We start from the raw sequence: 12,766 nt of genomic DNA, 5'->3' as shown, positions 1-12,766 counted from the left end.
ATGGCGAGGACTTCACCAAAGCGGGCGCGCTATATTGAGCTATCCAATTTTCTCGGAGTGGACTTTGCCAATGAGGAGACGGAAGTAGACGTACGCCGCAGCCCATACGCGCCGAACATGGTGGCAGACCGCGCGGGGCGCCCGGAAAAACGGGCGGGATACAAGCAGATTTGCAGCTATGACGGGCGCATTAACGGGATTCACTTCTTTGACGGAGAGATGATCGTGCATGCCGGGACACATTTTTATGATACGGAAGGCAATTTGCTTTATGAGGGTGCAAACGATGCGAGATCTGTTTCCTTTGTGATGGGACTGGAAGAGATTGCAGATGAGGTGAGCCTGCTGAACCACAGTCTCTACATTTTGGATGGAGCGCATTACCTGCGCTATGACGGAGAGAGCCTGGAAAAGGTGGAGGGGTATATCCCCACGACCAGGGCGGCGGGAATGGCGCATGAACCGTGCAACCTAATTCAGCCCAAGCGCATCAACTGTTTTCATGGAGACGGGAAGAAGGTGGAGTTTCAGCTGGACGGAAATGAGCTGGATGATACTGAGACTATCGTCTATGTAGACAGACAGCTCAAAACCGCGGGAGTGGATTATACATTCGATGCGCAGGAAGGAACAGTTACCTTCGTCTCCGCCCCGCAAAAGACCAGCGGCGATGACAATATCTCGATTCAATTTGCCAAGACGATTACAGGCTATCGCGACACGATTGAAAAATGCTGTATTTACGGCACATTTGGCGTGGGCAATGATACCAGAGTATTTGTAACAGGAAATTCGGATCATCCAAACCGCGACTGGCAGAGCGGAACGTATAACCCAGAGTATTTTCCGGACACAGGTTACACAGATCTTGGCAGCGGCAACGCGGCCATTATGGGATATACCAAGCAGTATGATTCCATGATTGTCGTCAAAGAGCCCAGCGATGAGACGGGGCTATTCTTGCGCACGGCGCGGCTGGTCGAAAAAGAAAAAGAGGGCGCGAAGACTTATGAGGCAGAGTTTGACGTCAAAGAAGGGATTTCGGGCGTGGGAGCGATTTCCCGCTATGCGTTTGCCAGCCTTGGAAATGACCAGCTGATGCTCACCAGAAACGGCATCTGCGGGCTTTCCACCAATGCCGTTTCCAACCAGAAGAGCGTCGTCAACCGAAGCTTTATGGTGAACCCGCAGCTGACCAAGGAGAAAAACTTATCCGAAGCGGTGGCGGCGGTTTGGGGCAGGTTCTATGTGCTGAGCGTGAACGGGGTTTGCTACGTGGCAAACACAGAGCAGACCTGCTCGACGCCATCGGGCACGGGATATGAATGGTATTACTGGACGGACATTCCGGCGAGAGTTTTGCGGGAGCACGGCGGAAAGCTCTATTTTGGCACGGAAGATGGGGCGGTGATGTGTTTCCGGGATCCCGAGACAGAGGGAAGATTCGCTTACTCAGATAACGGCGCGCCCATCAACTCGGTCTGGACGACGGCGCTTTTGGACGGCGGAAATTTCATGCGGGAAAAGAGCATTTCCAAAAAAGGGACGGGCGTTCTGGTCAAGCCATACACGCGAAGCTCGGGAGAGATCTACTTTACGACGGACAAGACGCTGAGAGAAGTAACCAGCGATTTTACCGTGGACATCTTTGATTTCGACGATGTGGATTTCAACCGGTTTACCTTCGACATCATGGATGGGCCGCGCGTGCAGGTCTCGCCCAGGAAGTTCCGCAAGGTGCTGCAGTTCCAGATGGGAGTGCGCAATAACCAGGCGGATCAGGGGTTTGGAATTTTAGCGATGATGATTTCCTTTACCATGGGAAATCTCACAAGGAGGAAAAATGGCGGAATTAAAAAACTATAAGATTGCGGATGCGGACTTTGCGCAAAAGGACATCACTTCCATCGAGGAGAACGTCGTCAGCGGTCAGGCAGACTGGCTGAAAAAGCAGTTTGACAAGGCGAGTAAAGAGGTGATTGCGCCCAGGCTGAACGGATTGATCGATCAGCTGGAGAGCGAACAGGCGGCGGACAATCTGGGGGCAGAGGCGCTGGCGCCGGACGGTGCGCAGACGGTTGGCGGGCAGCTCAGATACCTCAATGAGCAGCTGAAAAAAGCGGTAGTGGGCCAGATTCCGGATGCGAGCATTACTCAGGACAAACTGTCGGAGCAGTTTCAGGCGGTATTGGCAGCAAAGCTGTCGGGAGATTTTTCCAACGCGACAGGGACGCTGGCAGTTGCCAACGGCGGAACAGGCGCGACGGCAGCTGCGGCAGCGCGGCAAAACCTGGGCGCGGCGCCCAGCGGATACGGCATTGGTGAAAACCTGGGAAGAGGTGCGGAAAACGGAAGCATTGAAATGCTGACCGGGCACAACGACTGGGATTGGGCAGCGCCCGGGGGTTTTTACTCGGCGAACAACGCGGCAAACGCGCCGGCTACTGGCTGGTTTGTGGGCGTAACAATGGCGCTGGATTCAAATTATTACGCGCAGATTGTCTCGTCTGTTTCCACACATGATCTCTATTACCGCGTTCGGACGGACGGCGTATTTTTGCCCTGGAAAAAGATCATCACCAGCGCGCTGATGACCTATGGGACGGATGAACCGCCGGCTTCGGGCACGCCTGGCTCAATTTATTTTAAGATTGTGGGGTAGCGCATGAATATTGCAGTTAGTTATCACAGCGGCGCGCTGCAAAAGACTGGATGGGTGCGCGTGGGCCATAACAGCAGCTTCACAAACCAGGACGCGGCTTGGTCTTTCGTGATTACGCCGGGCAGCGGGGAGAGCGTGGCGAAAATTGATTCGGTGCGCTGGCACTTTAACTGGGACAACGAGGCAGGCGGATCTGGCTGGCAGGGGGCTTTTACCTATATTGCCAAGATTCGAAGCGGTTCGCCGACAGGCACAGTTCTTGCATCGGTGCAGGCAACCTTGCAGGGAAAGAGCGGAAACTGGGATGTTCAGGCAAGCAACCTGAATTTGGCCGCGAACACCACTTACTATATCACGCTCAACCTCAATGGCTCTACGCTTTCCTCTCTGAAGACCTTTAGCACGACGGCGACGGCGGAGGTGCTTTCCTGGACTTCGGCAGCGAGCAAATGTACGGCGCCCACAAAAATTCTATTCAACGGAAAGCATACGAGTGCTTATGCGAGCCCAGGGCAAGGTGTCCAGTTTGAGATTGTCGGCGGCGGAGGCGGCAAAGACAATGCATTTGTGCGGTGGCATATTCAGGAGCTGGTCTTTAAGCCGGGGCAGGGAGAGCTGACAGGGTGGCGAAATGCAACCAACGCCAATGAGCAGGCGGATTCGGCGGTTTATTATCAGTCGAGCCGGCTTTGTACGCTGTACCCAACGCGGACGAGAGGGCAGCGAAAGAGATTCCGCATTCGAGCCCAAGGCACAGCAGGAGAGCAGTACTACTCGGATTTTGCTGAAGTATCGCCCAATGTAATCACCAACTCTACGCCAAATGTCTGCACAAACGTAACAGTGGATAAAAACATCGTCGCGCCGGGGAGCACACTGCGGCTTTCATTCACGGGCGGAGGCGACCCGGATGGGAATCTTTGGATGTATCAGGTGTGCCCGGAAGACGAAAATGGCGTAGCGTTTACGGCCAAAGAGCTGGACAGGCAATATGACGTAACGAAAAAATACGTCGATATCGATCTCTCGTTGGCGCCGGAAGCTTTCCGCGCAGGCACAAAATGGAGATTTAAGGTGCGCGGACATGATGGATGTGAGGCGTGCGCCTGGAGCGCGCCAAGTGAGTTTGTCCAGATTGCGGGGATTGCGCACGTCTATGGAACAGATGGCGCGCCGAACAAGGCGATGGCGTATGTCTATGATCAGGCGGGTGCGCCTAAACTGACGACACCATACTGTTATAATGCGAACGGAGCGCCGGAGCTTGGCATATAGCTATATGGGAGGAAAGAGATATGGGACTTTTATCTGAATTCTTTGACTATCTGCATGAGCAGCTGGACAATGGCTCGATTTATGTATGGGGCGCGCAAGGGCAGAACCATGAGACGATTTCCGAAAGCTGGATTCGCCGGATGGAGACCAGTGAACGCAATGCAGATCGGGCGATCGCCCTTTGGAAAAAGCGTAAAAAAGAGGGCAAGGCAGAGGTATTAAGGGCATTCGACTGTTCGGGCCTGATTATGTATTTTCTGCAAAACCTCAAAGGGGTTTACAGCTATGATATGGCCTCTAACACGATTAAGGGGAAATGCCAAAAAATCCAAAAAGCACAGATTCTTCCGGGGGATTTCGTATTCCGGGTATACACCGATGGGGCGAGCAAAGGCAGGGCATATCACGTTGGCATCGTAGTGGATGCGAAAAGAAACGTCATAGAGGCGAAAGGCCGGGATGACGGCGTTGTCAAGCGCGGCATTGATGCGCAGGCGGGATATTGGAACTATTTTGGCAGGCCGGAGTGCCTGAAAGAGGAAATTGAAGAGGATACGCCGGCGACAGGATTGCCAAAAGACTGGACGCTTTCACGGCTGCTCAAACGCACAAGCCCACTGATGCGGGGAGAGGATGTGCAAAGGGCTCAGGAGGCGCTGATTGCCAAGGGGTACCCCTGTGGAGACAGAGGCGCGGACGGGCAGTTTGGCAGGGATACGGAAACCGCAGTTCGACGCTTCCAAAAGGATAACGGCCTAAGAGAGGACGGGATCATCGGCAAGGATACCTGCCAAAAGCTTGGCGGGAAATGGAAAGGTACTGCTGGCGGCGACGAGACGGGCTGGACGCTCTCGCGGCTGCTCAAACGCACAAGCCCGCTGATGCGGGGAGAGGACGTGCGAAAGGCACAGGAGGCACTGATTGCCAGAGGATATCCCTGCGGGAGCAGAGGCGCAGACGGACAGTTTGGCGATGACACAAAACAGGCAGTAGAGGCATTTCAAAAGAAAAACGGGCTGAGGCAGGACGGGATTATCGGAAAAGATACCTGTGAGCGCCTTGGCGGAACATGGAAAGGATGATAGGACAATGGATTTTTCTGAGTATATTCGGCCGGAGCTTTTGATTCTAATTCCTGCGCTCAATCTGGCAGGGATGTTTACCAAGAAGGCGGCGCTGTTTCAGGCAAAGTATATTCCCATTTCCTTGGGGATTGCGGGAATACTGCTGGGAGCGGCATACGCTGCCATCTTTCCCAAGGCGGAATGCAATATGCTTCAGAACATTCTGATGGGCATGCTGCAAGGGCTGCTTTGCGCAGGCATGGCGGTATATGGGCATCAGATGAGCAAGCAGATGAAAAAAGAAGAAAGTGTGCAGGAGAAAAATTAGAGGAGAGAAGCAATGGACGGAGCAACGCTGACAGCTTTGCTCGGTTTTCTGGGAACCATTGTTGGCTCGGTGGGCGGGATATTGGCATCTTCCCGCCTGACGAGCTTTCGGTTGCAGCAGCTGGAGGAGAAAGTGAAGCTTCATAACAGCCTTGTGGAGCGGATGACAGCAGCAGAGGAGAAAATCAAGAGCAATTCACACAGGATTACAGATCTCGAGAGAATGGAAAGAGAGGATTAAGAAATGGCAAACGCACCGGAATATCAGAAATACGACTATAACGCGGATTATGAGCAGGCGAAGAAGGAACAGCAGAAGGCGCAGGACGCGGCATATAACAGCGCTGTGAGTGAACTGAACACACAATCGGACAAGCTCTCCCAGCAGTATGATTCTGCGCGTCAGCAGATTTACAGGAACTCGCTGATCTCGGCCCAGGGGGCGAGAGAGGTGATGGCGGCGAGGGGGCTGACTTCCAGCGGCGTTTCGGAAACCAGCAACATCCGCCGGCAGATTGCGCTGCAGAACAGCCTGAACCAGGCCAACTTGCAGGAGCAGAACCAGAAGAACGATATTGCCCAGAAAATTATTCAGGCGGGGTATACGCGGGATCAGAATATGGCGCAATACCTGGCGCAGGCGATTTTGAGCAAGAGCAATGCCCAGGCGCAGGAGCATCAGTATGCTGCGAGCTACAACTTCAACGCATGGCAGGCGCAGCAGGAGGCAGACCGCTATCAGACGGAGTTTTCCTACAATAAGGCGATGAACGAGGTCAGCACCTTTGGCAGGATCATGACGCAGGAGGCCGCAGATGCTCTTGGGCTTCCAATTGGGACAAGCTCTTATGCCGTGCAGCAGGCGGAAGGGGCTAAAAAGAAAGTAAGTAGTGTGAATGTAAATAAAGATCCAGAAGGTACTCAGGCAGATTTTAACAAAGCACAAGAGATTATGGCAAGATTTGGAATTAATTTTTCAGGGCGTGTTAGTTATAGCGAGTTATTAAACAAAATGCAGGCGTTAGAAAATTATAACAAAAATCGAAAAGATCCTCCGCGGCCACTTACAGATGAAGAGAAAGAAATTATTAAACGAGGGATTACTTTTTATAGAGGAACTTGGAAATAGAAAATGAAAAGCTAAGAAGGTGGAGTTTATGACGGAAGATATGAACCAATACCAGAATGTGCAGAACTATCAGCTGTTTCAGCAGATTCTGGATGAAGAAAAGAAAAAGGAAGAGGCGGATTCAGAGACCTGGTTAGTCGGGGGAAATTTTGGCTGGACAATCTCAACCCCAGAGACGCGGGAAAAGGAAAGGCAGCAGGCCTTTTCGACACGTGTGGACACGATAACAAAAGGCCTTTTGAGAGAACAGAGGAAAAAAGCGTATCGGACAAATACAAATAATGAGCCACAGCCACAGATTCGCCCTAAAACTGCATGGGAAACCATGAGCAAGGAAGATCAGGAAAAAATCACTTCTACAAACCTCTATAACGTATTCAACAGAGTGCAGGAAGAAGAAAGGAGGGAACAGCAACAACAAAAAGAAGAGCCGGCGTTTCATGTAGAGGGAAAAGGAGACAAGCCGCTCAGCGAAGATGATCCGAATTACGAGCTCTATCACGATCCATTTGCAATGCAGGAACCGGTGGTGGATGACCAGGGAAATATCATAAGGGAAGACCAGGACTTACTGCAGGAAGCGCTGACAGGGCAGTATCAGCAGGAGAGGGAAGAGGCATATGAGCAGACGCATGACCCAGTCAAAGCGATAGTAGAGGATGGGATAAGCGACGTAGAGCAATGCTTAGAGGATGGGATACCGAAGGACCTGGTAACACAAGATCTGGCGCTGAATTATGTGAACGGGTATATGAGCGAGGTAGAGAAAGCGGCGCTGAGCAGAGACCAGAGGAGGGTTATCGAAGCATGGTCTAAGCTGAACATGGCATATGAGACGGCGAAAGACTATATCTTCATGAAAGGGGAATACGGAGAGTATACCAAGGAATACCTCAAAGAGCTGGAACAGCAGATGGACAGGCTGATTACGTTTGAGAGCCGGGCGGAAGAAAAGCTGGAATATTACTCCTGTGAATTTCTCTATGGACTGTTTGAGGCAGTAGAAACAGGATGGGATTATGTAGTATCAGGGATAGCCTGGCTGGGCGCACATAACGGAGCGCCGATGATACTGGCGTTTTATGGAGAGGATGCGTATCAGAAGCACCTTGATTACTGGGATAAGAAAGCAGAAGGAATTCTGACGGACAACTGGTCGAGAAGGCAGAGAGAACAGAATGCAAGGAACCATTCGGCGAGTGCGTTTGAGAGAAAAGTAGGAGAGCTGGTAGGGGCATTCGGAGGAATGGTGCCAATTTCGATTGTATCGGCCATCAACCCAGTAGCAGGAGCGGCAATGAGCGGGCTGAATACAGCGGGCAAGACATCCAGAGATGCGATAGAATCGGGGAATGGAATTGGCGACGCGCTGGCATATGGGCTGGTAGCAGGGAGCGTAGACTTTGCGCTGAATGCACTGTCGTCGACAGCATTCCAGGCGAGAGGAGCGAAAGGAGCGAGCTGGGGGGAGAAGTTTATAAGCCGGGTAGCGAAGACAGAAGGAGGAGACCTGGCGCTGAGAACGATAGCAGGAACGCTGGTGGATACAGGAGCCGACACCTTCTCGCTGCTGGTACAGCACAACATCAAGAAGATGTATGACCCGAACTACAAGGAGACGCTGAGCGAAGAGGAAGTGCTCAAGACGATAGCGGTGAGCCTGGTAGTGAACGGGGGCATGCGGCTTGGAACGAACATAAGCAAGGGAGTCTATGAGACGGACGCAGACGGGATGCTCAAGCCGCTGGATGAAGCGAGGATGATGGATCAGATGCCCAAAGGCGCGGATGAGCCGAAGATAATGGATATGGAAGGAGATGAATCGGGAGGGCTTTCTGGCATGTTCCAGGAGGTGGATGCAGAGAAGCCAGGGGTAGAGATAAAAGGGCTCGAAATTGAAGCAGAACCCTCTAGCGTAAAAGTAGAGGGGGATGATATAATGAATAAAAATCGGATAGAAATTATAGATCCAGATAATAAACAATTCAAAATAGTACAATGGGATGACTATCCTGATGATATTGTTCCGATGCCAGATCAAAATAAAGCATGGGTATTATTGGAGGATGATAACTATCAAAATGCAAGAAAGCAAGCAAATAAAGCAAATAGGGCATTTAGGAAAGGAGATTCAGACTATTTTTCTAAGAACAATATTGAGATACATGAAATTGAACCTGTAAAGTTTGGAGGGGATCCGATTTCGCCAAACAATAAAGTAGGTATCCAAGCTAGTGCTCATCGACAGGTTGTTACACCTTGGTGGAATCGAATTCAGAAAGAGGCAGAAGAAGAATTTAAGAAATTAAGTTTCGGAGGTTTAGAAGGATGAGTAGATATTCAGAAATTCGAAAAGCATGCAATGAATTTAATCTAACGTTAAGAAAAAATAGTAAAGGAGCCGAGGCTAAATATATTTTTGAAAAAGAACCTATTAAAGTAGGAGGAAATCCAACGGATATAGAAAATAAATGCCTCTTAACGCAAGAACAGCATATTAAAATGGTAAATTGGTGGAATGAAAGAATATGGGAAATGAGGAATCGGTAATGACGAAAAATTCGTATAGTAATTTTAGGTTTAATTCCCCGGCTACTTTGGAAGAAATCAATAAACTAAAGAATTATTTAGGAATAAATTTGCCTGAAGATTATTTTTCCTTCATGATGAAAAATAATGGAGGAGAAGGATGGATAGAAAAAAAGTATTTAATTCTTTGGCCTATAGAAAAACTTTTATTCTATAATAAAGCATATCAAGTTTATAAATATGCGCCTGGATTACTGATATTTGGTAGCAATGGAGGACTAGAAGCTTTCGCGTTTGATACTACTGTAACCCCCGTAAAAATTGTAAGTATTCCTTTTATAGGACTGACGCCTAGTGAAGCTATTGAATACGGGGTAAGTTTTCAAGAATTTATTACTCGGATATAAAACTTCGCTAATTAGTATTTTTTTAAAAAGAATAAAAGGAGAGGCTCCATAGCCTCTCCTTTTATTTTCCGAGAACACTGCTGTAGTATCCGGAGATAGATCAATGTTTAGCGGATGGGATACCGAAGGACCTCGTAACACAAGATTTGGTGCTAAATTATGTGAACGGATATATGAGCGAGGTAGAAAAAGCGGCGCTGAGCAGAGACCAGAGAAGGGTTATCGAAGCATGGTCTAAGCTGAACATGGCATATGAGACGGCGAAAGACTATATCTTCATGAAAGGGGAATACGGAGAGTATACCAAGGAATACCTCAAAGAGCTGGAGCAGCAGATGGACAGGCTCATCACGTTTGAGAGCCGGGCGGAAGAAAAGCTGGAATACTACTCCTGTGAATTTCTCTATGGGCTGTGTGAGGCGGTAGAAACAGGATTGGATTATGCAGTATCAGGGATAGCCTGGCTGGGCGCACATAACGGAGCGCCGATGATACTGGCGTTTTATGGAGAGGATGCGTATCAGAAACATCTGGATTACTGGGATAAGAAAGCAGAAGAGATACTGACGGACAACTGGTCGAGAAGGCAGAGAAATCAGAATGCGAGGAACCATTCGGCCAGCGCGTTTGAGCGCAAGGTAGGAGAGCTGGCAGGGGCATTCGGAGGGATGCTGCCAATCTCGCTGGTATCGGCCATCAACCCGGTAGCAGGAGCGGCAATGAGTGGGCTGAACACGGCGGGCAAGACATCCAGAGATGCGATAGAATCGGGGAATGGAATTGGAAGCGCGCTGGCATATGGGCTGGTAGCAGGGAGTGTAGACTTTGCGCTGAACGCGCTGTCATCGACGGCCTTCCAGGCGAGAGGACAAGGAGGCTGGGGAGAGAAGCTTGTAAGCCGGGTAGCAAAGACAAGAGGAGGCGACCTGGCACTGAGAACGATAGCGGGAACGCTGGTAGACACAGGAGCAGATACCCTCTCGCTGCTGATGCAGCACAACATCAAGAAGATGTATGACCCGAACTACAAGGAGACGATGAGCGAAGAGGAAGTGCTCAAGACGATAGCGGTGAGCCTGGTAGTAAACGGGGGTATGCGGCTTGGAACGAACATAAGCAAGGGAGTCTATGAGACAGACGCAGACGGGATGCTCAAGCCGCTGGATGAGGCAACGATGATGGGGCAGATGACAAAGAATACTAATTATGATACACTTGATTCAAAGGGTTATATACCAATTGATGGTGATGGTGCGCCTATTCCTTTACGTAAACAAAAAGTAAATGGACAAGATATTCCTTTGCCAGATCCGCAAGCGAATGGAAGGGCTCATACTGTACTAGGAGGAAAGAAAAGTTCAAAAACAGGAGATGTCTATAGACAGTCTGCTAGTTTTCCTGAAAATACATGGCCCACTGCTAATGGCTATGATGTACCATGGAGTGAGGTTCACTGGACAAATCATGGCAGAGGGGATCATTTTAATCCTCATCAACACGGATTTACTTATGATCCGAAAAACGGATGGGTTCGTGGAGGGCAAACAAGATTCTACTAATATTTAAGGAGTGAAAGATAGAATGAATTTTATTTTAGACGTACTCATACCAGAAAAACAAATCGAGTTAATCAATTTGTCGGAGATACTAGCTGAATGGGGAGGTGAAGTATTTCCAAAGGAGACACGTGAGTTTTTATTTGAATCAACGCTCGTCTTTCATCAAAACCCAGATTTGAAATATTATCAGGGGATCCTAGGTGGAGAGCTAGAGAATTATATTGCCTTAACATTACAAGGTGAAGAGCTTACTAATTTAGCCTACTTAGTAAATGCTCAGAGAGAAGAGGCTAAAAAAAATATACTCATGCGATTTTTCAAGCAATTACTTAGCCTAGAACATTTTTATATCTTGCTTTTAAAAGAAGAAGAGGAAATTGATAGGAAGTATCAAATAGGAAATGCTGATGAATTATTGACGGCTATTTGTCAGAGCCTGAATTGGACATCCCCAGAAGGAAGCGTAATAGCAAAATAAATAAAAACGAGCTTGCTCATGCAAGCTCGTTTTTATATTTCAAGAGGGCAGAGAGAGCTGAATGTGAAGAACCATTCGGCCAGTGCATTTGAGAGAAAAGTAGGAGAGCTGGTAGGGGCATTTGGGGGAATAATACCCACAGCAATCGTATCGGCAATTAACCCAATTGCAGGGGCGGCAATGAGCGGGCTGAATACAGCGGGAAAAACATCCAGAGACGCGATAGAATCGGGGAATGGAATTGGAAGCGCGCTGGCATATGGGTTAATAGCAGGGAGCGTAGACTTTGCGCTGAACGCGCTGTCTGGGGCGGCACTTCGGCGAGAGGAGCGAAAGGAATCAGCTGGAGAGAAGTTTGTAAGCAAAGTGACGCAGACAAGAGGAGGGGACCTGGCGCTGAGAACGATAGCGGGAACGCTGGGAGTGGATGGTGGTAAGAAATATAAAATGTAATAATGAGCGATGTTCCAATTCATCCAAATAAAAAAGAAACCGAAAATCTCGGATTCTCTTAAATTTTTGCTGATAGAGTTTTAGAGGAACGAGCGGGTAATGCCATAAACCTTCCCATAAACGATGAGCCGCTCTAGCTGTTCGCCGGAGATTTTACGGGGGGGATAATTGGGGTTGATAGAGACGAGGGAGATATAGCCCTCTTTTTCTTTTATGACTTTTTTGATCATCGCATCCTCGCCATCCACAATGACGACGGCCAACTCTCCGCTTTCCACGTCGCTTTGCAGATGCACCAAGGCCAAGTCGCCTTCTTCGATCTGGGGGAGCATAGAATCGCCGCGCACGCGCACATAGCGAAACTCTTCCGCATTTCTGATCCCAAGCGCCGGCTCTGTGCCCATATGCTCTTCCTGGATTCCGCCGTCAAAGCCTGCCCGCACGCTGGCAACTACCGGAATCTGCGCGATGCTGGAAGGCGTGATCAGCTCCTCTTCGCCCAAAAGATAGCCCATGGAAACGCCCAAAGCCTCTGCGACGACTTTCAGGGTATCATAATCCGGGCGGCGGCTGCCGCTTTCCCACATGCCGACGGTAGAGGTTGCGACGCCGATTTTTTTTGCAAACTCGGCCTGGGTATAGCCGGCAACTTTCCTCAACTTTTTGAGCCTGGAATCAAACATGTTTTTCCTCCCACTATCTCTCTATTTTATACTACACTATTCGTGAGAAAAAGCAAGCAAAATTTGCGCCCTATGCCGGAGAATTTGCATACCGGCGGCGGAACAGAGCGGCAGCCGCCGCTTTCGAAACGCATATCTATCTGTTTGCAGAAAATAGAAAAAGAGCCGGCAGGGGATACGCCGGCTCTTCTGGGAAAGCA

The 12,766-nt window shown here is 49.5% G+C and carries 14 protein-coding genes; 13 read left to right on the top strand and 1 reads right to left on the bottom strand.

Going from position 1 to position 12,766, the window contains the following annotated elements; genetic code table 11:
* The 13 genes from AALG83_03755 (at position 1) to AALG83_03695 (ending at position 11,883) form a co-directional block, all read left to right on the top strand.
* Positions 1-1,866: a hypothetical protein gene (locus AALG83_03755; protein MEY8382265.1), complete on the top strand. Its 1,866-nt coding sequence runs from the start codon at positions 1-3 to the stop codon at positions 1,864-1,866.
* Positions 1,844-2,662 carry a hypothetical protein gene (locus AALG83_03750; protein ID MEY8382264.1) on the top strand — a complete coding sequence of 273 codons (819 nt, stop codon included), beginning with the start codon at positions 1,844-1,846 and terminating at the stop codon, positions 2,660-2,662. The genes AALG83_03755 and AALG83_03750 overlap by 23 nt, the downstream gene beginning before the upstream one ends.
* 3 nt (positions 2,663-2,665) lie before the next feature.
* Complete coding sequence (locus AALG83_03745; GenBank protein ID MEY8382263.1) at positions 2,666-3,937, top strand: hypothetical protein; 1,272 nt, start codon at positions 2,666-2,668, stop codon at positions 3,935-3,937.
* 20 nt (positions 3,938-3,957) lie between these two features.
* Entirely contained in the window at positions 3,958-5,019 is a 1,062-nt protein-coding gene (locus AALG83_03740; GenBank protein MEY8382262.1) for a peptidoglycan-binding protein, read from the top strand.
* 7 nt (positions 5,020-5,026) lie between these two features.
* Positions 5,027-5,329: a phage holin family protein gene (locus AALG83_03735; GenBank protein ID MEY8382261.1), complete on the top strand. Its 303-nt coding sequence runs from the start codon at positions 5,027-5,029 to the stop codon at positions 5,327-5,329.
* A 12-nt stretch (positions 5,330-5,341) separates the two neighbouring features.
* Positions 5,342-5,569, top strand: a complete 228-nt coding sequence (locus AALG83_03730; protein ID MEY8382260.1) for a hypothetical protein — start codon at positions 5,342-5,344, stop codon at positions 5,567-5,569.
* Between the two features lie 3 nt (positions 5,570-5,572).
* Complete coding sequence (locus AALG83_03725) at positions 5,573-6,457, top strand: hypothetical protein (GenBank protein MEY8382259.1); 885 nt, start codon at positions 5,573-5,575, stop codon at positions 6,455-6,457.
* 28 nt (positions 6,458-6,485) lie between these two features.
* The gene (locus AALG83_03720; protein ID MEY8382258.1) at positions 6,486-8,789 is read left to right on the top strand and encodes a hypothetical protein; all 2,304 of its coding nucleotides are present in this window, start codon (positions 6,486-6,488) and stop codon (positions 8,787-8,789) included.
* On the top strand, positions 8,786-9,007 hold the full coding sequence (locus tag AALG83_03715) for a hypothetical protein (GenBank protein ID MEY8382257.1): 222 nt from the start codon (positions 8,786-8,788) through the stop codon (positions 9,005-9,007). The genes AALG83_03720 and AALG83_03715 overlap by 4 nt, the downstream gene beginning before the upstream one ends.
* A complete protein-coding gene (locus tag AALG83_03710; protein MEY8382256.1) occupies positions 9,007-9,393 on the top strand; it encodes an SMI1/KNR4 family protein in 387 nt (128 codons plus the stop codon). Before AALG83_03715 ends, AALG83_03710 begins: the two co-directional genes overlap by 1 nt.
* A 173-nt stretch (positions 9,394-9,566) precedes the next feature.
* Positions 9,567-10,952, top strand: a complete 1,386-nt coding sequence (locus tag AALG83_03705; GenBank protein MEY8382255.1) for a hypothetical protein — start codon at positions 9,567-9,569, stop codon at positions 10,950-10,952.
* 22 nt (positions 10,953-10,974) lie between these two features.
* Positions 10,975-11,430 carry a hypothetical protein gene (locus tag AALG83_03700; protein ID MEY8382254.1) on the top strand — a complete coding sequence of 152 codons (456 nt, stop codon included), beginning with the start codon at positions 10,975-10,977 and terminating at the stop codon, positions 11,428-11,430.
* A gap of 18 nt (positions 11,431-11,448) precedes the next feature.
* Positions 11,449-11,883 (top strand): hypothetical protein, encoded by a 435-nt coding sequence (locus tag AALG83_03695; GenBank protein MEY8382253.1) that lies wholly within the window; start codon positions 11,449-11,451, stop codon positions 11,881-11,883.
* 80 nt (positions 11,884-11,963) lie between these two features.
* Here the strand turns inward: AALG83_03695 and AALG83_03690 are convergent, their stop codons facing one another.
* Complete coding sequence (locus AALG83_03690) at positions 11,964-12,566, bottom strand: S24 family peptidase (GenBank protein ID MEY8382252.1); 603 nt, start codon at positions 12,564-12,566, stop codon at positions 11,964-11,966.
* Positions 12,567-12,766: the final 200 nt, after the last annotated feature.

It is taken from the genome of Christensenellaceae bacterium 44-20, assembly GCA_041223705.1.
Taxonomy (GTDB): domain Bacteria; phylum Bacillota; class Clostridia; order Christensenellales; family Christensenellaceae; genus QANA01.
The sequence above is the reverse complement of the archived record's forward strand: the minus strand, read 5'-3'. Positions and strand labels throughout refer to the sequence as shown.

What these genes read in the sequence shown, in the direction of transcription:
- AALG83_03720 (MEY8382258.1), top strand. Translation starts at nt 6,486, where the DNA reads ATGACGGAAGATATGAACCAATACCAGAATGTGCAGAACTATCAGCTG.
- AALG83_03690 (MEY8382252.1), bottom strand. Translation starts at nt 12,566, where the DNA reads ATGTTTGATTCCAGGCTCAAAAAGTTGAGGAAAGTTGCCGGCTATACC.
- AALG83_03740 (MEY8382262.1), top strand. Translation starts at nt 3,958, where the DNA reads ATGGGACTTTTATCTGAATTCTTTGACTATCTGCATGAGCAGCTGGAC.
- AALG83_03755 (MEY8382265.1), top strand. Translation starts at nt 1, where the DNA reads ATGGCGAGGACTTCACCAAAGCGGGCGCGCTATATTGAGCTATCCAAT.
- AALG83_03705 (MEY8382255.1), top strand. Translation starts at nt 9,567, where the DNA reads ATGAGCGAGGTAGAAAAAGCGGCGCTGAGCAGAGACCAGAGAAGGGTT.
- AALG83_03700 (MEY8382254.1), top strand. Translation starts at nt 10,975, where the DNA reads ATGAATTTTATTTTAGACGTACTCATACCAGAAAAACAAATCGAGTTA.
- AALG83_03735 (MEY8382261.1), top strand. Translation starts at nt 5,027, where the DNA reads ATGGATTTTTCTGAGTATATTCGGCCGGAGCTTTTGATTCTAATTCCT.
- AALG83_03750 (MEY8382264.1), top strand. Translation starts at nt 1,844, where the DNA reads ATGGCGGAATTAAAAAACTATAAGATTGCGGATGCGGACTTTGCGCAA.
- AALG83_03730 (MEY8382260.1), top strand. Translation starts at nt 5,342, where the DNA reads ATGGACGGAGCAACGCTGACAGCTTTGCTCGGTTTTCTGGGAACCATT.
- AALG83_03695 (MEY8382253.1), top strand. Translation starts at nt 11,449, where the DNA reads ATGCAAGCTCGTTTTTATATTTCAAGAGGGCAGAGAGAGCTGAATGTG.
- AALG83_03715 (MEY8382257.1), top strand. Translation starts at nt 8,786, where the DNA reads ATGAGTAGATATTCAGAAATTCGAAAAGCATGCAATGAATTTAATCTA.
- AALG83_03725 (MEY8382259.1), top strand. Translation starts at nt 5,573, where the DNA reads ATGGCAAACGCACCGGAATATCAGAAATACGACTATAACGCGGATTAT.
- AALG83_03745 (MEY8382263.1), top strand. Translation starts at nt 2,666, where the DNA reads ATGAATATTGCAGTTAGTTATCACAGCGGCGCGCTGCAAAAGACTGGA.
- AALG83_03710 (MEY8382256.1), top strand. Translation starts at nt 9,007, where the DNA reads ATGACGAAAAATTCGTATAGTAATTTTAGGTTTAATTCCCCGGCTACT.